At 68.8% G+C, this 19,712-nt stretch carries 20 protein-coding genes; 14 read left to right on the forward strand and 6 right to left on the reverse strand.

The annotated features are described in order from the left end of the window. The first annotated feature begins 1,072 nt into the window (after positions 1 to 1,072). Positions 1,073 to 1,852 (forward strand): RNA ligase family protein, encoded by a 780-nt coding sequence (locus tag OH799_RS35005; RefSeq protein WP_406273450.1) that lies wholly within the window; start codon positions 1,073 to 1,075, stop codon positions 1,850 to 1,852. A gap of 147 nt (positions 1,853 to 1,999) precedes the next feature. On the opposite strand, the gene OH799_RS35010 is transcribed toward OH799_RS35005, so the two are convergent. The 3 genes from OH799_RS35010 to OH799_RS35020 all read right to left on the reverse strand — a co-directional run bounded on the left by OH799_RS35010 (position 2,000) and on the right by OH799_RS35020 (position 4,304). Further along, positions 2,000 to 2,641: a GNAT family N-acetyltransferase gene (locus tag OH799_RS35010; protein ID WP_406273453.1), complete on the reverse strand. Its 642-nt coding sequence runs from the start codon at positions 2,639 to 2,641 to the stop codon at positions 2,000 to 2,002. 68 nt (positions 2,642 to 2,709) lie between these two features. Further along, the gene (locus OH799_RS35015; RefSeq protein ID WP_406273456.1) at positions 2,710 to 3,888 is read right to left on the reverse strand and encodes a winged helix DNA-binding domain-containing protein; all 1,179 of its coding nucleotides are present in this window, start codon (positions 3,886 to 3,888) and stop codon (positions 2,710 to 2,712) included. 68 nt (positions 3,889 to 3,956) lie between these two features. Continuing rightward, positions 3,957 to 4,304 carry an ArsR/SmtB family transcription factor gene (locus OH799_RS35020; protein WP_406273458.1) on the reverse strand — a complete coding sequence of 116 codons (348 nt, stop codon included), beginning with the start codon at positions 4,302 to 4,304 and terminating at the stop codon, positions 3,957 to 3,959. A gap of 107 nt (positions 4,305 to 4,411) precedes the next feature. Between OH799_RS35020 and OH799_RS35025 the strand changes: the two genes are divergently transcribed. The 4 genes from OH799_RS35025 (at position 4,412) to OH799_RS35040 (ending at position 9,782) form a co-directional block, all read left to right on the forward strand. After that, complete coding sequence (locus OH799_RS35025) at positions 4,412 to 5,653, forward strand: MFS transporter (RefSeq protein WP_406273461.1); 1,242 nt, start codon at positions 4,412 to 4,414, stop codon at positions 5,651 to 5,653. Positions 5,654 to 5,767: 114 nt separating this feature from the next. Beyond that, positions 5,768 to 6,769, forward strand: coding sequence for an alpha/beta hydrolase family protein (locus OH799_RS35030; RefSeq protein WP_406273464.1), 1,002 nt, complete (start codon positions 5,768 to 5,770; stop codon positions 6,767 to 6,769). A 74-nt stretch (positions 6,770 to 6,843) separates the two neighbouring features. After that, complete coding sequence (locus tag OH799_RS35035; protein ID WP_406273467.1) at positions 6,844 to 7,704, forward strand: arylamine N-acetyltransferase; 861 nt, start codon at positions 6,844 to 6,846, stop codon at positions 7,702 to 7,704. Between the two features lie 326 nt (positions 7,705 to 8,030). Further along, positions 8,031 to 9,782, forward strand: coding sequence for a penicillin-binding transpeptidase domain-containing protein (locus OH799_RS35040; RefSeq protein ID WP_406273470.1), 1,752 nt, complete (start codon positions 8,031 to 8,033; stop codon positions 9,780 to 9,782). Positions 9,783 to 9,871: 89 nt separating this feature from the next. Here the strand turns inward: OH799_RS35040 and OH799_RS35045 are convergent, their stop codons facing one another. After that, the gene (locus OH799_RS35045) at positions 9,872 to 10,051 is read right to left on the reverse strand and encodes a hypothetical protein (RefSeq protein WP_406282929.1); all 180 of its coding nucleotides are present in this window, start codon (positions 10,049 to 10,051) and stop codon (positions 9,872 to 9,874) included. Here OH799_RS35045 and OH799_RS35050 point away from each other — a divergent pair. From OH799_RS35050 to hisH, 5 genes are all read left to right on the forward strand, one after another. Next, the gene (locus OH799_RS35050; RefSeq protein ID WP_406282889.1) at positions 9,992 to 11,491 is read left to right on the forward strand and encodes a serine/threonine-protein kinase; all 1,500 of its coding nucleotides are present in this window, start codon (positions 9,992 to 9,994) and stop codon (positions 11,489 to 11,491) included. The genes OH799_RS35045 and OH799_RS35050 overlap by 60 nt on opposite strands. Positions 11,492 to 11,709: 218 nt before the next feature. Beyond that, positions 11,710 to 13,047 carry a histidinol dehydrogenase gene (hisD, locus tag OH799_RS35055; RefSeq protein ID WP_406273473.1) on the forward strand — a complete coding sequence of 446 codons (1,338 nt, stop codon included), beginning with the start codon at positions 11,710 to 11,712 and terminating at the stop codon, positions 13,045 to 13,047. After that, positions 13,044 to 14,177, forward strand: coding sequence for a histidinol-phosphate transaminase (locus tag OH799_RS35060; protein WP_406273476.1), 1,134 nt, complete (start codon positions 13,044 to 13,046; stop codon positions 14,175 to 14,177). Before hisD ends, OH799_RS35060 begins: the two co-directional genes overlap by 4 nt. Before the next feature lie 45 nt (positions 14,178 to 14,222). Next, a complete protein-coding gene (hisB, locus tag OH799_RS35065) occupies positions 14,223 to 14,837 on the forward strand; it encodes an imidazoleglycerol-phosphate dehydratase HisB (RefSeq protein WP_406273479.1) in 615 nt (204 codons plus the stop codon). Between the two features lie 67 nt (positions 14,838 to 14,904). Further along, entirely contained in the window at positions 14,905 to 15,540 is a 636-nt protein-coding gene (gene hisH / locus OH799_RS35070) for an imidazole glycerol phosphate synthase subunit HisH (protein WP_406273482.1), read from the forward strand. Positions 15,541 to 15,578: 38 nt separating this feature from the next. Here the strand turns inward: hisH and OH799_RS35075 are convergent, their stop codons facing one another. Beyond that, positions 15,579 to 16,040 (reverse strand): hypothetical protein, encoded by a 462-nt coding sequence (locus OH799_RS35075; RefSeq protein ID WP_406273485.1) that lies wholly within the window; start codon positions 16,038 to 16,040, stop codon positions 15,579 to 15,581. 200 nt (positions 16,041 to 16,240) lie between these two features. Continuing rightward, positions 16,241 to 16,762, reverse strand: coding sequence for a nuclear transport factor 2 family protein (locus tag OH799_RS35080; RefSeq protein ID WP_406273488.1), 522 nt, complete (start codon positions 16,760 to 16,762; stop codon positions 16,241 to 16,243). 97 nt (positions 16,763 to 16,859) lie between these two features. On the opposite strand from OH799_RS35080, the gene OH799_RS35085 reads away from it, so the two are divergent. The 4 genes from OH799_RS35085 (at position 16,860) to hisF (ending at position 19,709) form a co-directional block, all read left to right on the forward strand. Next, the gene (locus OH799_RS35085) at positions 16,860 to 17,324 is read left to right on the forward strand and encodes a MarR family winged helix-turn-helix transcriptional regulator (protein ID WP_406273491.1); all 465 of its coding nucleotides are present in this window, start codon (positions 16,860 to 16,862) and stop codon (positions 17,322 to 17,324) included. 63 nt (positions 17,325 to 17,387) lie between these two features. Then, a complete protein-coding gene (gene priA / locus OH799_RS35090; RefSeq protein WP_406273494.1) occupies positions 17,388 to 18,119 on the forward strand; it encodes a bifunctional 1-(5-phosphoribosyl)-5-((5-phosphoribosylamino)methylideneamino)imidazole-4-carboxamide isomerase/phosphoribosylanthranilate isomerase PriA in 732 nt (243 codons plus the stop codon). Continuing rightward, positions 18,116 to 18,931, forward strand: coding sequence for an inositol monophosphatase (locus OH799_RS35095; protein WP_357268557.1), 816 nt, complete (start codon positions 18,116 to 18,118; stop codon positions 18,929 to 18,931). Before priA ends, OH799_RS35095 begins: the two co-directional genes overlap by 4 nt. 4 nt (positions 18,932 to 18,935) lie before the next feature. Further along, the gene (gene hisF / locus OH799_RS35100) at positions 18,936 to 19,709 is read left to right on the forward strand and encodes an imidazole glycerol phosphate synthase subunit HisF (protein ID WP_406273498.1); all 774 of its coding nucleotides are present in this window, start codon (positions 18,936 to 18,938) and stop codon (positions 19,707 to 19,709) included. Positions 19,710 to 19,712: the final 3 nt, after the last annotated feature.

Consider the following 19,712-nt stretch of genomic DNA (forward strand, 5'->3'; position numbering starts at 1 on the left):
CCCTTCAAGCGATCCGGCCTGCCCTGAATTCCATGGTCGTGGCGCATCGGCGGCCGAGCGCATAGTGATCGCCGCGCGTCGGCGGGCGCCGGTTCGGCCATAGCCACCTCTGCCACAGCCGTCGTTCCGGTCCGGACCGGAACGTGGCATGCGGTCGGGCGGGGCCGCCGGCGAAAAGGTTCGCGAACCGGGCGTCGGCCCACCGGATCAGGTCGGTCGAACGCGATCGAGAGCCGGTATAGATCGCGGCCAACGCCGGCGTCCGCGATCACGCGGATCGAAGCGGTTACCGATGTCGTCATAGCCGTATCCCCGGATCGGCCCGACCGTTCGGGATCGACGGCAGTGGTCGCAGCGAGGGTCGCCGGTACGCGAGCTCACCGCATGACTGCAACCCTCGCCTTCCACGATCACGGCGTCCGCTGCGGGAAACCCAAACGGCCACTGCCGCAACTGTTCTCGATCGCCGCGTGACGGGTCCCGCCACTACCGGCGCACTGGCCGTGGACGAACCTGATCACCACCGTACTCACTGACTGACACCCAGCTGACCAGCATAAATCCGATCAAATGAGCGAGAGGGCAAGCCATTCCGGGATCGGAAATCCAGCAGCCAACCAGCTGAACGGGCTACCCAGCACCACCCGACGATCGAAACTCGCGTCGAAGCCACAATTGTCGATCCGGCAGCTCTACACCGGTGGGGAGGGGACCGGGCAGAGCACGGTGCCACGACCGAAGAGACAGAGCAACGATTGCAGCAGCTGCGCTGATCCGGTATCGAGTGTTGCCGATTCGATGGCGTCATAGACGAAATACATCCCCGCAGTTTCGACGACCCAGCCGGCTCGCGCATCGGTGGCGGATACGTGGTTCCGGCCTACTGTCGAGCAGACTCGAGGTGCACCCAGTGATCCTGGTCATCGCGACCCCACCGTAGTGAAGAATGCACACGCTTGCCGCTGATCGCGGCTACGGGGGTGCCTCGGCGGCAAGTGAAGGGTCACGAGATGCATCCGGACGCAGGAAAACTGGATGGACAAATGTCGGCGTCGACGCGCACGATGCACCGGTGAATTTCGATCTGCGTACAGCCGACCTCGAGGCGATCAACAGCGCGACGAAGTATCCATCCATCCCGACCTACCACCAGCTCGGTGATCGCGGGTCGCTGACCGACGCGGTCACCGAGTTCCAGGGGCCGGTTATCGGGACCGAGAAGGTCGACGGTACCAACGCACGGGTGATCAGCCTGCCCGACGGCTCCTGGTTGTTGGGCAGCCGTGAGGAGCTGTTGTGCGCCAAGGGCGATCTGATCGGAAATCCGGCCCAGGGCATCGTGGCGGCGTTGCGGGAGTTCGCCAACGCGCTGACACCGGTCGGCGACGTCGTCAGGGTGTTCTATCTGGAGGTCTACGGCGGGAAGATCACCGCGGCAAGCAAGCAGTACACCGGCGACCGAGCCGTCGGCTACCGTCTGTTCGACATGATCGCGCTGCGCGACTACGAGGCCGTGTTGGCCATGCCGGTGCCGGAGATCTCGGCCTGGCGCGAGTCAGGTGGGCAACCGTTTCTCGCCGAGCCCGAGCTGGCCGCGGCGGCCGTACGCGGCGGTGTCGAGCTCACGCCCCGGTTGTTCACCTTGGACTGCGCCGATCTACCTCGGGAGATCGACACGACCCGGGAGTTCCTGGCTACGCATCTTCCCATGACCCGATCCGCGCTCGACGACGGCGCGGCAGGCCGCCCCGAGGGGATCGTCCTGCGTACCTCAGACCGGTCCGCTATCGCGAAAGCCCGGTTCGAGGACTATGACCGGACGCTTCGCCGCCGGCGCCCAGCCGCCGGATAACGGGATTGCGCGCCTGCGATCTCGCGTGGGCCGCGCACCCATGAACGGCTGCACCGATTTTTCCCTGACCGGACGAGCCGCGGCGCTCATCGCGCCATCCTGACACGCAACCGATCCGGCGAACGGTTCGGTTGGTGGGGTATGAGGTCAAACGGCGCGCACCATGGTGCGCTGGTGTACCCGGGCGCCGCGGTAGCGCACGCCCGGCACAACTGGCTCCGGACCGCAGGCCGTGAAACCCATGCGCTCGAAAAAACGGATAGCCCGTCGGTTTTCGACCAGGGTCTGCAGATAGCAGCCGGGTGACCCGGTGGCGGCGAGCCTCTCGAACCACCGGACCATCAGCCGGTCGGCGGCGCCGATACCCCTTGCCTCCGGGGCGACGTTGATGTGCAGATGGCTGGGCCAGTGGTCGTCGTCGCGGAAATCGCCCGCTGTCGGCGCCCGGCGGATCGCGGCGGAAGTGATGTCGGCGATGCCGCGTGCGAAGAACGCTGCGGGCTTGCGGCGGAACATCAAGTAGTAGGCGCGGATCGCCTGCTCCATGCGCGCGCTCTCGCCGGGAAACGCCGAACTGTCTACGCACCCGGCGAGATACCCCACCAGTGCGCCGTCGGACTCCGCGACGAACACGGACTCGGGTTCCAGATCCATGTACGGCTCGAGGTAGACCGCCGCCTCCGACTCAGGGTGTCCCCAGAGCGACTCGGTCGGCGAACCGGCACCCGCCCGGACGAACAATTCGCGTAGGGCGGTTCGATCACCCTCGGCGAATTCGCGAATCTGCATGCCGCCCAAGGTACCGGTGGCAACGTCGGCGCAGTCACACTCGTCGCTGCGGAACCGGTCCCCTGTGATCAGGCGGTCAGCTCGCGTTCCAGTGGTGTGCGGAACCGCGGAACGGCACGGACGTCGCCGAACCACGCGGTGGTCCGCCGCACTTCCGCGGCGATCAGTGCCTCGGCGTCGGTCCCCACGTCTTCCAGCAGGCGGTAGACGATTTCGCCGTTTTTGCGCTGCGCCCAACCGCCGACGATCCGCCCGTCCCACCAAAGGGTGGGTCCGACATTGCCGCTGCGATCGAACAGGGTCGGCGCGTGCGGTCCGAGATACCAGCTTCGTGACTGCCAGCCCATCGGTGTCGGATCGAGGGCGGGCAGTAGCGCCGCCCAGGGTTCCGGTGCCGCGACGGGGTCCAGGTCGTCGGCGAGCAGCACGCCGGTGGCGCCGTCCAGATCGACCTCTACCAGGTCGAGAGCTTGGAGCGCCGTGCGCACCTCACCGAGAGTCCAGCCGGTCCACCACTTGATGTCGGCGACCGGTGCGGGGCCGAACGCCCGCAACCAGCGGCGGACCAGCTCGACGCGGGCGTCTGCCACGGCGACGGCCGCGGCACCGTCGGGCAGCCACGATTCGACTGGTGCCCAGGTGTATTGGCTACTGGTCCAGCTGCCGTTCGGCTTTCCTCGGACGATGCGGCCCTCGCAGCCCAGCGTCACCAGCACCCAGGTGGTGATGTTCGTCGGCTTCGAATAAGCCTTGTCCGGCGCGGTATTCACCTGCGTGCGTAGGCGCGGGACGTCTTTGCTCAGCTGCGCGCCGGTCGCCGCACCCCTGGCCAGCAGTGCCTTGTGCGTCTCGGCCTCGACCTCGGCGAGCCAGCCCCTGGCGTCGCCGTCGCCGACGCCCGCCTGTTCCAGGTATTTGCCGTAGGTGCGACGCTGCTTGTGTGCCAAAGCATCCGCGCACGATGCCTGCAGGATGGGAACAAGGTCCACTGGCGCCACGAACATGGTGCGGCGCATGGCCAGCATGCGCAGCAGCGTGCGGTCTTCGTAGAGCGCCCGTTCGACAGCGGCCGGCTCGAGGTCGCCGCCGCGGGCCGCGACCGAGAGAAATACGGTAGCCGGATCGGTCGCGTGCAGGGCCACCAGCGAGCGGACGATCTCGGCGACCTGGTCGGACCGCTGTGTCGTCGCCAACCGGTGCCGCACCGCCAGCCGAGCGCGACGCTCGGCAGTATGAATCGAACGCATAGGCGAATCCTAGCGTTCGCCATGGCGGCTCAGAGCCCGAAGCGCTCCGTCGTCATGGTTGATCGGGATCAGTGCGCGGGCTCCCAGGCGCGGACCAGGTCGAGCAGGCCGGGGAAGCGAGCGTCGAGATCCTCGATGCGCACGCGGCTGCGGCGCTCGAGTCCATAGCGCTGCTGCCGGGTGACGCCCGCCTCGCGCAGCACCCGGAAGTGATGGGTCAGTGTGGATTTCGGGCGGTCGATACCGAACCAGGAGCAGGAACGGTCGGAGTCGGGGGATTCCAGGAGAAGCTTCTGCACCATAGCCAGCCGTAGTGGGTCACTGAGGGCGGCGAGCACGTGGTCGAGCCGGAGGCCGGCACGGTCCGGCTCGGGGAGCACGGACGCGGTGTCGGTCGTTTCGGTGGCCGTTGTCATCGGTTCTCCTCGGTTCTCGCCGCCTTGTACGAGTTATATCGTACTAGGTGTTAAGTTCGACTATCGTCGTACCAGTACGAGAAAAGTCGAAATTATGGAGGGTAAGGATGACGCTGACCGTGAAACGCACACCGCAGGGCGCGGACCAGGCGGGCAGCGGCATGGTGTGGCTGGCGGCGTGGCCGGTGCTCGCGGTGTTCGTGCTGTCGAACGCACCGACGCCGCTGTATATCGTGTGGCAGCGAGCACTCGGGTTCTCCTCCGGAACGCTGACCGCGATATTCGGCTGCTACATCCTCGGATTGCTCGGTGCGCTGCTCGTCGCGGGCGTGGTGTCGGATCGGATCGGGCGCAAGCCGGTGCTGTTGCCCGCGGTGGTGGCGGCGCTCGTGGCTTGCGTACTGTTCTCGGTCGCGAACTCGGTCGCGGTGCTCGCGTTCGCGCGAATGCTGACGGGCATCGCAGTGGGGGCGACGGTGTCCGCGGGGATGGCCGCCGTGACCGATGTCGGCGGGCCGGAGCGGAAGCGGCTCGCCGCGCTGGCCGCCTCCTCGGCAATGGTGCTCGGGGCCGGCTTCGGGCCGCTGCTCGCCGGAATTTTGTCGGAGGTGTTGCCCGGTCCGACGGTTGCCGTCTTCTTGGTCGAGATCGCTGTGCTCGCTTCGGCGTTCGTGGTAGTGGTCCGGTTGGATCTGCCCAACGGGGTGGGTGGTCGCGGGCCGTGGGTTCGTGTTCCCTCGGTCGCGCGAAGTGGCCGGACGGCCGTGCTGCTAGGGGTCGCGGTATTCGCTCCCGGCATCACGGCGACGTCCTTCTTCCTGTCGCTCGGCCCGTCGGTGCTATCGCATCTGCTCGGCGCCGCCGACCGGGTGCTCGCGGGTGCGGTGGCGTTCGCGATGTTTCTCGGTGCGACCGGAATCCAGTTCGCGGCGCGTAGGTTCCGGCTGCGCACCATCCTGGTCGGCGGGGCCACCTCGACGGCGCTCAGCATGCTCGCGCTGGTGCTGTCGCTGTCGTCGGCGTCCCTCCCGCTGTTCGCGGTGGCCGCTGTCTTGGGCGGAGTCGGTCAAGGGCTCGGCCAGTTCGGTGGTCTGACGGCGATCAGCGCGAGCGTGCCGGGCGACCGGCTGGCCGAGGCGAACGCCGCACAGAACGTCGGTGGTTACCTTCCGGCGGCGGCTCTGCCGCTGATCGCCGGTTTCCTCGGCGACGCATTCGGGTTGACCACCGGCGTGACCGCGTTCGGCGCTGTGGTGGCCGTCGCGGCGGTGGCCGGTGGACTACTAGTGGCGGTGCATCTGGGCACGGGCGCCGCTGCGTCGGCGGAAGACGCCACAGCGTCGGCGTAGTTGGGCCGCAGGGTGCGACCGCGAGTAATGCCGGGGCCGGTGGCATCGGCGCCTGTGACCAACCGCGGGGGCTGCACGAGCGCCCGCGTCTGCGACCCATGACATCATTCGAGCATGAGGCGCGGATATCCGGTGCTCGCGGCGTGCTGGGTGCTCGCGAGCCTGTTCGTGACGGCAAGCGTTGCCGCACCGGCTGTTTCGGCGGCGCCCGAGTGCGCTGTCCGGGTGTCCATGCGGCCGGTGACGCTCAACGTCGACGGTGAAGACGCGACCGGCCGGGTCTACGAGCCGTACCGGTGTGCCGAGGGCGACCTGACACCACAGGGGCTCGTGGTCGCCGTGCACGGACACAACGGGTCGTCCGCGGACTTCGCCGACTACCTCACCTCGATCTCCCGGCGGACCGGAACCCCGATCCTGTCCATGGACCTGCGCTCGGCAACCAGCGTCTGGCGCGCCGGAGAATGGAACCTGTGGGCGGGTTGGCATGACATCGTCGCCGCGACCCGGTGGTACAAGGAGGCGCATCGTTCCATCACGCGCACCGTACTGTGGGGCTGGAGCCAGGGCGGCATCACCAGCGGACTCGCGGCGGCGCACGGGCCGCGCGGGCTGTTCGACTACTGGGTCGACAATTACGGTCCCGCCGACGATTTCACCATGTGGCTGGGCGCGGTGACGGTCGATCCCGCCCTGCCTGCGCAGATCGAAAGGGACGCGGGCGGGTGCACCCCCATGGCCTGTCCGCAGGCCTACGCCGAACGTTCTCCGGTGCTGCTGGCGAACCGGATGGACGTGCGGCGGGCCTTCCTCGTCCACGGCACCGGCGACCGCGTGGTGCCGTATGCCACCACCCTGGAGATGCGCGCCGGGCTGCTCGCGGCGAGCAAGCCGACCTCGATATACACCATCGTCACCGGCCGCGACCTGAACGGACAGGTGGTTCCCGGCAACCACAGTATCGGCCCGGCCTTCTTCGAGGGCGGCTGTGTCGTCGAGCGCCTGCTGGTCGGCACCGAACCGGTCGAGGATCCCGACCGCGAGTATGTGGTGGACGTCGCAGGCGGCGTGATGACCGCCCCGCCTGCCCCACCCGACGCCAAATGCGCGGCTTGAGCGGACGAGCGGGGAACACAAGCGCGTCGCGACACGGTTGAGCCGGGGGACACCGACAACGAAGTGAGGACGCGATGAGCCAGCCGACAGACCCGGCATACCACTGGAACGGCGCCGACCTGGACTTGGACGCTTATCTAGGACGGATCGGGTTCGACGGGGAGCGCGGGCCCACCGTCGCCACGCTGCGCGCGCTCGTGCGCGCGCACACCACATCGATCCCGTTCGAGAACCTGGAGATCATTCTCGGGCGGTCGATCGAGTTGGACCTGGCGACTTTGCAGGACAAGATGGTCCGTCGCCGCCGCGGTGGATACTGCTACGAGAACGTCGGACTGTTCGCGGCGGCGCTGGAACGGCTCGGTTTCGGCGTCATCGGCCTCAGCGGCCGGGTGAACATGGGCGCGGGCGAAGGGCTTCGTCCCGCTACGCACGCTCTGCTACGCGTGACGACCGCCGAGGACGACCGGGTCTGGCTGTGCGATGTGGGGTTCGGTTCCGGCCCACTCGAGCCATTCGAATTGTCTACGCGGACGGGCGAATTCGCGGCGGGCGCGTGGAAGTTCCGGTTGGAGCACACGGTCGGCGCGCTGGACTCGGACCTGTGGCTGCTGCACCAGTTCGGTAGGGAGGGCTGGATCGACCGCTACACCTTCACCTCGAGCCCGCAGTACCGCATCGACTACGCCGTCGGCAACCACTTCGTATCCACCTCGCCGCGATCGCCATTCACCACACGGCCGTACGCGCAGCGCTTCCTCCCGGACGTGCACCACGTGCTGGACGGCACCACCTTGACCACCGAGCGCCCGGACGGCTCGAGCGATTCGCGCGAACTCGACCCGGCTGACCTGCCCAAAATTCTCACCGAGATATTCGACATCGACCTAACCGAGGCCGATGCCGCCGCATTGTGTTCGTTTGTGGGGCGCTGAGTGGTTCGTTTGTGGGGCGCTGAGTGTTCGGGCTCCTTGATGGCTCGCGTTCCAGCGGCCGCCGCTAGCGACTTCGTCGCGGACATAGCGACCGCTCGGACGCGAGCCGGGCCCCGATGCTCGGTCGCGTTCGGAAATCCGGGGTGCCGCGTACATGTGGGGTCGAGCGGTATCCGTTGTTTGTCGCAACCGCGGCGCGCCTTGCCCCGACCGCATCGCGCCGCCACGGGATTCGGTGTCCGCCGACGGTCCGGTGGTGCGTCTCTCCAAGGTCCGGCGGTGCAACCTGCCCCGTCCTGTCGCCTCGGCCCGATAGTGTCGTCGGCGTGCGTACCTACCGGAAGTACCTCGTCCTGTTCGCCGCACCAGCGCTCGTGCTCGCCGCCTGCTCGTCCGGACCGGACCAGCCCGACACCGTGGCCGGGCAGTTCGCCGACGCGCTGAACCGCGACGACGTCGCCGCGGCCGCCGCACTCACCGACAATCCGGCCACCGCCACCGACACGCTCGGAAAGCTCTACGACGGGCTCGGCAAGGACGTCCGTTTCGAGGTCCGCTCGGCGGACGAGAACGGTTTTTCGCTGGCCGCGACCTGGAAACTGGGCAAAGACGGCAAGTCCGAGTGGACCTACACCACCAACGGGACCGCGCGTGACACCGGCGAGGGGTGGAAGGTGAAGTGGGATCCCGCCACCATCGCCCCCGGGCTGGCCGCGGGGCCATTGAGCTACCGCCTGATCTCTCCACCACCGGCCCGCATCCTCGACTCCGCCGGGGGCGAGTTGATGACTGAGCAGGTCGTCACGCTGGTGAACGTCGCCCCCGGCGCCGACCTCCCCGCGCTGGCGGACCTACTCGGTCCACTCGCCCCCGGCATCACAGCGCAGTCGCTGCAATCGGATCTGGCCGTGGGGCAAGGTAAGCCGATCACCGCCATCACCTTGCGCGGCGCCGACATCGCCCCGATCCAGGACCTGCTCGCCGCGGTGCCGGGCGTCACCCTCACACCGCAGACCCGTCTGCTGACCACCGACAAGGCGCTCGCCGCGCCGACCATGTCCGGGCTTACCGAGCTATGGCAGAAGTCGGCCGACGCGAATGCGGGTTGGGCGGTGCTGGCCCAGACTTCGCAGGGCACCCAGCTCGTCGCCGGTGCTGATCCGACGCCGACCGCCGACATCGCGACCACCCTCGACGTCGGCCTGCAGCGTGCGGCGGAGGCGGCGCTCGCGCCGATCGCCCAGCCCGCCGCGATCGTCGCCCTGCAACCGTCCACCGGCGACGTGGTCGCGGTCGCGCAGAACAGCGCCGCCGACACACAGGGGCCGATCGCGCTGACCGGCCTGTACCCGCCGGGTTCGACGTTCAAGACCATCACTGTCTCCGCCGCGCTGCAGGCGGGCACGGTGACTCCCGACACGGTGCTGCCCTGCCCCGGCACCGCGAATATCGAGGGTCGTCGCATTCCCAACGACAATAAATTCGACTTGGGCGAGGTTCCGCTGCATACCGCGTTCGCCCGCTCCTGCAACACCACGATGGGCGCGCTCGGGGTGCGACTTCCCGCCGACGCGCTGACGAACGCGGCCACGCAACTCGGGCTGGGGATCGACTACATCACACCAGGCCTTACCACTGTCACCGGGAAGGTGCTGCCCGCCGACACATCCGCCCTGCGGGTGGAATCCGCGATCGGTCAAGGACAGGTGACAGCATCTCCGTTCGGGATGGCGCTGGTCGCGGCGTCCATCGCGCACGGCGCGGTGCCGGTGCCCACGTTGGTCGAAGGACAGCGGGGAACCCAGGACCAGACGCCGGCCGTGCTCCCGCCGACCATCGCTGACCAGCTGAAATCCATGATGCGCGAGACGATCACCGGCGGTACCGCGACGCAGTTGCGCGACATCCCCGGTCTGCTCGGCAAAACCGGCACCGCGGAATACATCGACGACACCCACGCGCACGGCTGGTTCGTCGGTATCGACGGTGACTTGGCGTTTGCCGTGTTCGTCAGCGATGCGGGCAGTTCGGGTCCCGCGGTAGACGCGGCGGGCCGGATGTTGCGGACGTCGCGTTAGTCCGTTCGGGGCGTTTTGGGCGGAGAACAAGCCCGGCTGGCGCGTGCCGAAGTTCCGGCGCAGGCTACACTCGTCCCCGACCCGCGTGCTTAATCAATATGCGGGATGTCACGATTTCGAGAAGGTTCGGAGTAGGCGCCATCGATACCGGTCAGTTGATCGCGGAGCACTACCGCCTGGTCGAGCGGATTGGTAGCGGCGGCACAGGCATAGTTTGGCGCGCCGTCGACGAACGCCTCCAGCGCTCTGTGGCCGTCAAACAGATCCATATCCAGCCGAGCCTCCCAGAGGCCGAGCGGGACGTGGTGCGCCAGCGCGCGATCCGGGAGGCGCGCAATGCCGCCCGCTTCCAGCATCCGAACGCGATCGTCGTGTTCGATATCACCGAGCACGACGGCGACCCCTGCCTGGTGATGGAGTATCTGAAGTCCAAGAGCCTCGCCGCGGTGATCGCCGCGCAAGGCACGCTGCCGCTGACCCAGGTCGCTCGGATCGGCGAGCAGGTCGCCTCGGCGCTGATCGCCGCGCATCAGGCGGGCATCGTGCATCGCGACGTCAAGCCGGGCAATATCCTGCTCGACGACCACGGCACGGTGAAGATCACCGACTTCGGCATCTCCCGAGCGACCGGCGATGTCACGCTCACCGAAACCGGCCTGATCTGCGGCACTGCCGCCTATCTCGCGCCGGAGATGGCCCGTGGCGCCGATCCGACGCCCGCGTCGGACGTTTTCGCCTTGGGCGCCACGCTGTTCCACGCGCTGGAGGCCGAACCGCCCTACGGCGCGAGCGCCAATCCGCTCGCGGTGCTGTACGCGGCCGCCAACGGTCAGGTCAGCCAGCCGCGAAACGCCGGTCCCGCCACGGATTTCCTCCTGGATCTGCTCAGCCCCGAGCCCGCGGAACGTCCGACGATGCGCGCGGCGCGCGAGCAGCTCGCCGCGCTCGCCGACTCAGGTCCCGCGCCGGTGGCTGCCGGATTCGTCCCGGCCAGTGAGGCTTTCGCGCGCCCGAGGGCAGGCGAGCCCGAATCGCGGACCCGCGCGCTGCGTCCATCGGCGATGGCGTCGGCGCCGTACACGCCGACCGAGCGCCATCAGCGTTCGGAACCCGCGCCGCCGCGCGCCGCCGCACCGCTGGACACCGCGGCGCACCCGCGCACTATGGCCCAGCCGCGTCCGATCCCCACACAGCGTTCGGGCGGCAAGCGGCGCGCGGTGCTGGTCGGTGCGCTGGTCGGCGCTATTGCCGCCGTCTCGGCGCTGCTGATCAGCGCGTTCAGCGATTCTGGCTCCGATTCGCCGAACGCGCAGGCGAGCTCGCTGTCGGCGAGCGCTACGGCGAATCCCGGTAGGTCCTCGACCATTCCGACCGAGCCAGGTCGGACAGCCAACTCTGGGGAGCGGGTCGATATCGGGGCGGCCGGTCGCCTGATAGAGCAGTTCTACAGCGACCCGAGTGGTTCCTGGTCACTGCTGACCCCGGCCGCGCAGAAGGTGTACGGCAGCGAGCAGAGTTTCCGTCAGTACTGGGGTTCGCGGACCATCGACAACTTCGCCACCATCGAGGCGGCCAAGCGGACGAACAACGACGACGGGTCGGTCGACATGCGACTGGCGAGCCTCACCATAGAAGGCCAGACCAAGAGCTTGACGCTGCGGGTGATCAGCTCCGCGGGGCGTCTGCTCATCGATAACGACACCCGCTAGTCGCCGATCGTCGCGTCGCGCGGATTTTCGGCCGGTCACCGGGACCGCCCGGCGCGTGCCGCCGTGGCGGTCGGCCCGATCCGGTCGCCGTACCTCGCTGTCCCGTCGGTCGCCGGCCGGTCGCGCCGACCACACCGATAACGGCTGGCGCCGGACCATTAGGCTGGTAGCTGCAACTTTCCTGTTGCGGATCTTCTGGAGACAAGGATCGAACCCACATGACAACCCGCATCGAGCTCGCCCGCGTCGATCTGCGCGGTCGCACTCCCTCCGTCGCCGAGCTGCGCGCCGCTCTGCCGCGCGGGGGAGTCGACGTGGACTCGGTGCTGCATCAGGTGCGGCCGATCGTCGAAGCGGTCCGGGATCAGGGAGTGTCGGCCGCGCTGGAGTTCGGTGAGCGCTTCGACGGCGTGATCCCGGCGACGGTACGAGTGCCCGCGGCCGAGCTGGAAGCCGCGCTGGATCGGCTGGACCCGGCGGTGCGCGCGGCGTTGGAGGAATCCATCGCGAGGGCGCGTAAGGTGCACGCGGATCAGCGGCGCCGCGACAAGACCACCGAAGTGGTGCCGGGCGGCACTGTCACCGAACGCTGGGTGCCTGTCGAGCGGGTCGGTCTGTACGTGCCCGGCGGCAACGCCGTCTACCCGTCCAGCGTCGTGATGAACGTGGTGCCCGCGCAGACCGCGGGTGTCGGCTCTCTGGTGGTGGCCTCGCCGCCGCAAGCGCAGTTCGGCGGGCTGCCGCACCCCACCATCCTCGCCGCCGCGCAGCTGCTCGGCGTCGACGAGGTGTGGGCGGTCGGCGGAGCCCAGGGCGTCGCGCTGCTGTCCTATGGCGGCGTCGATACCGACGGCGCCGCGCTGGAGCCGGTCGACCTGATCACCGGGCCCGGCAACATCTTTGTCACCGCGGCCAAGCGGTTGTGCCGTGGCCTGGTCGGTATCGACGCCGAGGCGGGCCCCACCGAGATTGCGATCCTGGCCGACGTGACCGCCGATCCGGTGCACGTCGCCGCCGACCTGATCAGCCAGGCCGAGCACGACGTGCTGGCCGCCAGCGTGCTCGTCACCGACAGCGCGCGGCTGGCCGACGCGGTGGACGCGGCGCTGTCCGCGCAGCTGATCGTGGTCAAGCACGCGCACCGGGTGAGCGAGGCGTTGCGCGGCAAGCAGTCCGGCACCGTCCTCGTCGACGACATCGAGCAGGGGCTGCGCGTGGTGAACGCCTACGCCGCCGAGCACCTGGAGATCCAGACCGCCGACGCGCCCGCGGTCGCGGCCAGGGTCCGCAGCGCCGGAGCGGTGTTCGTCGGCGCGTACGCGCCGGTCAGTCTGGGCGACTATTGCGCGGGCTCCAACCATGTCCTGCCTACGGCGGGCTGCGCGCGGCACTCCTCGGGCCTGAGCGTGCAGACGTTCCTGCGCGGCATCCACGTGGTGGAGTACACGGAGGCAGCGCTGAAGGATGTCGCGGGCCATGTGGTGGCGCTGGCGAATGCCGAGGACCTGCCCGCGCACGGCCAAGCCGTGCAGGCGCGTTTCGAGGCGCTGTCGTGACCCGCTCGGTGCACGTGCCCGGCGCGACCGTGAGCTTGGACGATCTGCCGCTACGGGAGAATTTGCGCGGGAAGAAGCCCTATGGGGCTCCGCAATTGACGGTCCCCGTACAGCTCAACACGAACGAGAACCCGCACCCGCCGAGCCGGGCGCTGATCGACGACGTCGCCGAATCGATCCGGGCCGCCGCCGCCGATCTGCACCGCTACCCGGACCGGGACGCGGTGGCTCTGCGCACCGACCTGGCCGAGTATCTGACGAGGCAGACGGGCGTCGCGGTGGACACCGGCAACGTCTGGGCGGCGAATGGCTCCAACGAGATCCTGCAGCAACTGCTGCAGGCGTTCGGCGGACCGGGCCGCAGCGCACTGGGTTTCGTGCCCTCGTATTCGATGCACCCGATCATCGCCGAGGGCATCGACACCGAGTGGGTCGAAGCGAAGCGCAACGACGACTTCTCCCTCGACCTCGCCCGCGCGCTGGCCGACATCGCCGACCGCGCCCCCGACGTGGTGTTCGTGACCAGCCCGAACAACCCCACCGGACACAGCATTCCGCAGGACGACCTGGCCCGTATTCTTTCGGCCGCCCCGGGCATCGTGGTGGTCGACGAGGCCTACGGCGAGTTCTCCGCGCAGCCCAGCGCCATCGGGCTGATCGATCGGTTCCCGTCGAAGCTGGTGGTGACCAGGACGATGAGCAAGGCCTTCGCGTTCGCCGGCGGGCGCCTCGGCTATCTGGTCGCCGCGCCCGCGGTCATCGACGCGATGCTGCTGGTGCGGCTGCCCTACCACCTGTCTGTGGTCACCCAGGCCGCCGCGCGCGCGGCGTTGCGGCACGCCGACGAGACCCTCGGAAGCGTCGCCGAACTGGCCGCGCAGCGCGACCGGGTCGCGGCAGCCTTGCGGGACATGGGATTCGACGTGATCCCCAGTGACGCCAACTTCTTGTTGTTCGGTCGCTTCACCGACGCCGCGCACACGTGGCAGCAGTATCTGGACCACGGCGTGCTGATCCGCGACGTCGGCATTCCCGGCTACCTGAGGACCACCATCGGTCTCGCCGCGGAGAACGACGAACTGCTGAAGATCAGCGGCACACTGGTCGGCACCGACCTCACGCCACGATGAACCAGCGCCGGGAAACCATCGGCGACAACCTGATTGGAAGTGAGCATGAGTAGGACCGCACGGGTGGAGCGGGTCACGAAGGAATCCAGCATCGTCGTCGAGCTGGATCTGGACGGCACCGGCAGGACCGAGATCGCCACCGGCGTCCCGTTCTACGACCACATGCTGACCGCGCTCGGCGCGCACGCCGCCTTCGACCTGACCGTGCGCGCGGAGGGCGACATCGAGATCGAGGCGCACCACACGGTGGAGGACACCGCGATCGTGTTAGGGCAGGCGCTGGGCGCAGCGCTGGGCGATAAGGCGGGTATCCGCCGGTTCGGTGACGCCTACATCCCGATGGACGAGACACTGGCGCACGCCGCGGTCGACGTGTCCGGCCGTCCCTACTGTGTGCACACCGGCGAGCCGGAACACCTGCTGCACGCCGTGATTCCGGGATCGGGCCCCGGAGCGCCGTATTCCACCGTGCTGAACCGGCACGTGTTCGAGTCGATCGCGCTGAACGCGCGTATCGCCCTGCATGTGCGCGTGCTCTACGGCCGCGACCAGCACCATGTCACCGAGGCCGAGTTCAAGGCGGTCGCACGGGCATTGCGCGCCGCGGTGGAACTCGACCCCCGGGTCAGCGGTGTCCCGTCGACGAAGGGAACGCTGTGAGCGAGCGGACCATCGACGCAGCCACAGGCGTGGTCATGTCGGAGCCGAGTGTCAGCGAGGTGCAGGCATGACCAGGAAGTCCGTCGCACTGCTCGACTACGGCTCGGGCAATCTGCACTCCGCCGAACGTGCGCTGGCCCGGGTGGGCGCGCGGGTCGAGGTGACCGCGGACCCACAACTCGCGCTGGCTGCCGACGGTCTGGTCGTGCCCGGTGTCGGCGCCTTCGCCGCGTGCATGGCGGGGTTGCGGGAAGTGCGCGGCGAGCGCATGATCGGCCAGCGACTGGCCGGTGGGCGCCCCGTCCTCGGCATCTGCGTCGGCATGCAGATCCTCTTCGATCGCGGGGTCGAGTTCGGCGTGGAAACCGACGGCTGCGCCGAATGGCCGGGCACCGTCGAACGGCTGTCCGCACCGGTATTGCCGCACATGGGCTGGAACACCGTCTCCGCCCCGACCGACAGTGTCCTGTTCGCGGGCCTGGATTCCGAGACCCGCTTCTACTTCGTGCACTCCTATGCCGCGCAGGCCTGGGATCTACCGCCCAGCGAGCACTTCGCCTCACCCAAGCTGACCTGGTCCGAGCACGGTGTGCCGTTCCTGGCCGCGGTGGAGAACGGTGCGCTGTCGGCGACCCAGTTCCACCCGGAGAAATCCGGCGACGCGGGCGCTCACCTGCTGGCGAACTGGGTGCGGTCGCTGTAGACGATCCCGCGCGCCGGGGCGCGGGATCGCCCACCGGCTCAGTTCGACTGGACCTTGCTGACCAGCCAGCGTCCGTCCACGTTGTCCACCGTGACGGTCATCGACACGCGGCCGGTCTGCGGCATGCCGTCGGTTTCGTCACTCGTCACCGTGCGTACCACGTCGACGGCTACTTCGGCCCGGTTGTCGTCGCCGGAGACGACGCGGCAGTCGGCCGAGTCGGCCTGCGCCCGCGCGTGCGCGGCCTCCGCGCCGGACTGGATGTTGGGGCGGAAGTTCTCGAACTCGGTACGGAATTCGCCAGTGCTCAACTCGAGCACTCTGCGGGCATGGTCGCCGAACCGCGCATAGTCGTATGTCATCGCGGCTCTGCCGAATTCGCAGCCGGCCAAGCGTGCCTCCTCGGGCGCCGCCGCGGCGGCAAGGGGCGCGGCTGCGAGTGCCGCCGAGCAGGTGGCTGCCGAAAGTAGCAGTGCGGCAGGAAGTGTCTTTCGTGACATTCAGTTCCTCAATGCGAGGTGGAATCGGCGACCGGGGGTGATCGCCGCGCGGAAACGATACCGGCCCCAGGCGATCTCGTGACCACCTGCATCAGCCGTCCGCCAGCAGGCGCCTACCCGATTCGCGAGTATGACAGCGCTTTTCGTTGTGCTGGCGGAGCTGCCCTGCTACCCGGGCGCACGTCCTTGCTGCGCGCTTATTACGGACGGGTGCCCGTGGACCAGATCGGGGTTGTCTCGACCCGGGCCAGCCGCCAACCTTCCCTGGTGCGGACCGCGTCGAAGCGGTAGATCTCGCCAAGGGTGTATTGCGGCTGCGGAATCGACTCGTTCGCGGCCGGACCGAAAATGGCGATGAGGTTGGCCCGAACGTCCGCGGCGTCGCCGCGAAGATCGACGATCACGTTGCTGATGAAGTGCTGAATCTGCTTGTCGTCGGTGTGGTTCCGGCTCGCCTGGGTGATCAGCGCGTCGCGGCCATCGGCCGTGCCGCCGGGGGTCTTCGCGGTGGCGTCGGCGGTGTAGATCGCGCGCAGGTCGTCGAAGCGGCCCTCGTCCAGTGCACGGCCGAGCCGGTCGACGAGGGCGGTGATCTGGTGGCGGTCCAGCATGTCGTGTAGCTCGTGTGCCGAGTCGTTCGCGGCAGTCGGGGAGGTGCAGCCGGCGGCGAGGGCGGCCAGCGGGAGGGTCAGCAGGGGGAGGGTCTGGCGAATCTTCTTCATCAATGGCGCCTTTCGAACTAAACGTTGGCAACTCCAACGTTGGCGACGCCAACGTATCAGATTGTGGGTGATACCAACAAGTGGGTAGATTGACCGCATGGAGATCGCGCACGAGGACGCCCCTGGCAGGCTGCGGATTCTGCCGACCCGGTTGGTCAACCAGGTCGCGCTCGTGGCGAATCGGGCAACCGAGCGGGCGCTGGAAGCCACCGGCTCCCGTCGTCACCACTACGCGCTACTCGCGGCGTTGGGAGAGTTCGGTGCGGCCAGCCAGGCCGAGCTGGGCAGGCGCACCCGCATCGACCGCAGCGATGTCGTCGCGGCGGTGAACGATCTCGCCGAGCGCGGTTTCGTCGCCCGAAGCCCCGATCCCGCCGATCGTCGCCGCAACATCGTCACCCTCACTGCCGCCGGCACGCGGCACCTGGACGATCTCGACCAGCGCCTGGCGGGCGCCCAGGACGAGCTGCTGGCCGGGTTCTCCGCCGCGGACCGTCGCACGCTGGTCACGCTGCTCACCCGCATCCTGGACGCGCACAGCGGCCGACCCCCGCGCCGGTGATCGAGGTCCCATCAGCGCAGGCCCGGGGCTCGCGCGCGGGCGGCCAACCACTAGGCTGCTCTCGTGAGTCTTGTGCTGCTGCCCGCTGTCGATGTCGCCAATGGAGAGGCCGTGCGCCTCGTGCAGGGGGAGGCCGGTAGCGAAACCAGCTACGGCTCGCCTCGCGAGGCGGCGCTGGCGTGGCAGGAAGCCGGCGCGGAATGGGTGCATCTGGTCGATCTGGACGCGGCCTTCGGTCGCGGCTCGAATCGGGAGCTGCTCGCGGGCGTGGTCGGGGAACTCGACGTCAAAGTCGAACTGTCCGGGGGCATCCGCGACGACGAGACCCTGGAGGCAGCGCTGGCCACCGGCTGCGCCCGGGTGAACCTCGGCACCGCCGCGTTGGAGGACCCGGTCTGGTGCGCCAAGGCGATAGCGCGCCACGGCGATCGGATCGCCGTCGGCTTGGACGTGCGCATCGTCGACGGCGAGCATCGGCTGCGCGGCCGCGGCTGGGTCAGCGACGGCGGCGACCTGTGGGAGGTGCTCGAGCGCCTCGAGCGCGACGGCTGCTCGCGCTACGTGGTAACCGATGTGACCAAGGACGGCACGCTCACCGGCCCCAACCTCGACCTGCTGCGCGAGGTCTGCGCGGCGACCGACGCGCCGGTGATCGCTTCCGGTGGCGTCTCCACCATCGAAGACCTGGTCGCGATCGCCGAGCTGGTGCCGGACGGCGTCGAGGGCTCGATCGTCGGCAAGGCTCTCTACGCGGGCCGGTTCACCCTGCCCGAGGCGCTGGCCGCGGTGAGATGAGCGGCGAGCTGACGACCCTGCTCGCCGTGGCGAGCGAGATCCTGGATTCGGTGAGCCCGCGGTTCGTCCAGGGTATCGGCGCGCCGAGTGCGGTCACCAAGGGCCGCAACGACTTCGCCACCGAGCTCGACCTGGAACTGGAGCGCACCATCTCCGCCGAGCTGGAGCGGTGCACCGGAATCGAGGTGCATGGCGAGGAATTCGGCGGACCCCAGCTCACCTCGGGCGCCACCTGGGTGCTCGATCCGATCGACGGCACGTTCAATTATTCGTCGGGGCATCCGCTCTCAGGCATGCTGCTCGCGCTGGTGCGCGACGGCGAGCCGGTGCTCGGCCTTACCTGGCTGCCGCTGCTCGGTCGCCGCTACGCTGCCGTGGCCGGTGGTCCGGTGTTGCTGGACGGCCATGCGCTGCCGCCGCTGCCACAAGGCAAGCTGGCCGAGGCGATGATCGGTTTCGGCGCCTTCAACGTGGATTCGCGTGGCCGCCTCCCGGGGCAGTTCCGCTTCGATCTGCTCGGCCCGCTGAGCAGGTTGTCCTCCCGGGTTCGCATGCACGGCTCCACCGGTATCGATCTGGCGTTCACCGCCTCCGGCGTGCTCGGCGGCGCGATCGTCTTCGGGCACCATCCGTGGGACAACGCGGCAGGCGTCGCGTTGGTGCGCGCGGCGGGCGGCGTGGTCACCGACCTGGCGGGCGCGCCGTGGACGATCACGTCCGGCTCGGTGCTCGCGGCCGCGCCTGGGGTGCACGAAGAACTGCTCGACATGATCTGCACGGTCGCCGACCCCGCGACCGCGGAGGAGGGGTGAGGCAATGACGTTGGCAGTACGCGTGATTCCGTGTTTGGACGTCGATGCCGGCCGGGTGGTCAAGGGCGTGAAGTTCGAAAACCTGCGCGACGCGGGCGATCCCGTCGAGCTGGCCGCCCTCTACGACGCGCAAGGTGCCGACGAGCTGACCTTTCTCGACGTCACCGCCTCCGCCGGCGACCGCGGCACCATGATCGACGTGGTGACCCGCACCGCTGAGCAGATCTTCATCCCGCTCACCGTCGGCGGCGGCGTGCGCACTGTCGACGACGTGGACCGGCTGCTGCGCGCAGGCGCCGACAAGGTGTCGGTGAACACCGCCGCGATCGCACGCCCCGAGGTGTTGCGTGAGATGTCCGAGCGGTTCGGCTCCCAGTGCATCGTGTTGTCGGTGGACGCGCGGACCGTGCCGGCCGGCCGGCCCGGCACTCCTTCCGGCTGGGAGGTGACCACGCACGGCGGTAAGCGCGGCACCGGTATCGACGCGGTCGAATGGGCGGTGCGCGGCGCCGAACTCGGCGTCGGCGAGATCCTGCTCAACTCGATGGACGCCGACGGAACCAAGGCCGGTTTCGATCTGCCGATGATTCGCGCGGTGCGGGCGGCGGTGACGGTGCCGGTGATCGCCAGTGGCGGCGCGGGCGCGGTCGAACACTTCGCCCCGGCCGTCCACGCGGGCGCCGACGCGGTCTTGGCGGCCAGCGTGTTCCACTTCGGTGACCTGACCATCGGCCAGGTCAAGGATTCGATGCGGGCGGAGAAAATCGTCGTCCGGTAGCGA

It is taken from the genome of Nocardia sp. NBC_00881, from assembly GCF_045207455.1.
Classification (GTDB): Bacteria; Actinomycetota; Actinomycetes; order Mycobacteriales; family Mycobacteriaceae; genus Nocardia.

What these genes read in the sequence shown, in the direction of transcription:
- OH799_RS35010 (WP_406273453.1), bottom strand. Translation starts at nt 2,641, where the DNA reads ATGCAGATTCGCGAATTCGCCGAGGGTGATCGAACCGCCCTACGCGAA.
- OH799_RS35015 (WP_406273456.1), bottom strand. Translation starts at nt 3,888, where the DNA reads ATGCGTTCGATTCATACTGCCGAGCGTCGCGCTCGGCTGGCGGTGCGG.
- OH799_RS35020 (WP_406273458.1), bottom strand. Translation starts at nt 4,304, where the DNA reads ATGACAACGGCCACCGAAACGACCGACACCGCGTCCGTGCTCCCCGAG.
- OH799_RS35025 (WP_406273461.1), top strand. Translation starts at nt 4,412, where the DNA reads ATGACGCTGACCGTGAAACGCACACCGCAGGGCGCGGACCAGGCGGGC.
- OH799_RS35030 (WP_406273464.1), top strand. Translation starts at nt 5,768, where the DNA reads ATGAGGCGCGGATATCCGGTGCTCGCGGCGTGCTGGGTGCTCGCGAGC.
- OH799_RS35035 (WP_406273467.1), top strand. Translation starts at nt 6,844, where the DNA reads ATGAGCCAGCCGACAGACCCGGCATACCACTGGAACGGCGCCGACCTG.
- OH799_RS35045 (WP_406282929.1), bottom strand. Translation starts at nt 10,051, where the DNA reads ATGGATCTGTTTGACGGCCACAGAGCGCTGGAGGCGTTCGTCGACGGC.
- hisD (WP_406273473.1), top strand. Translation starts at nt 11,710, where the DNA reads ATGACAACCCGCATCGAGCTCGCCCGCGTCGATCTGCGCGGTCGCACT.
- hisB (WP_406273479.1), top strand. Translation starts at nt 14,223, where the DNA reads ATGAGTAGGACCGCACGGGTGGAGCGGGTCACGAAGGAATCCAGCATC.
- hisH (WP_406273482.1), top strand. Translation starts at nt 14,905, where the DNA reads ATGACCAGGAAGTCCGTCGCACTGCTCGACTACGGCTCGGGCAATCTG.
- OH799_RS35075 (WP_406273485.1), bottom strand. Translation starts at nt 16,040, where the DNA reads ATGTCACGAAAGACACTTCCTGCCGCACTGCTACTTTCGGCAGCCACC.
- OH799_RS35080 (WP_406273488.1), bottom strand. Translation starts at nt 16,762, where the DNA reads ATGAAGAAGATTCGCCAGACCCTCCCCCTGCTGACCCTCCCGCTGGCC.
- OH799_RS35085 (WP_406273491.1), top strand. Translation starts at nt 16,860, where the DNA reads ATGGAGATCGCGCACGAGGACGCCCCTGGCAGGCTGCGGATTCTGCCG.
- OH799_RS35095 (WP_357268557.1), top strand. Translation starts at nt 18,116, where the DNA reads ATGAGCGGCGAGCTGACGACCCTGCTCGCCGTGGCGAGCGAGATCCTG.
- hisF (WP_406273498.1), top strand. Translation starts at nt 18,936, where the DNA reads ATGACGTTGGCAGTACGCGTGATTCCGTGTTTGGACGTCGATGCCGGC.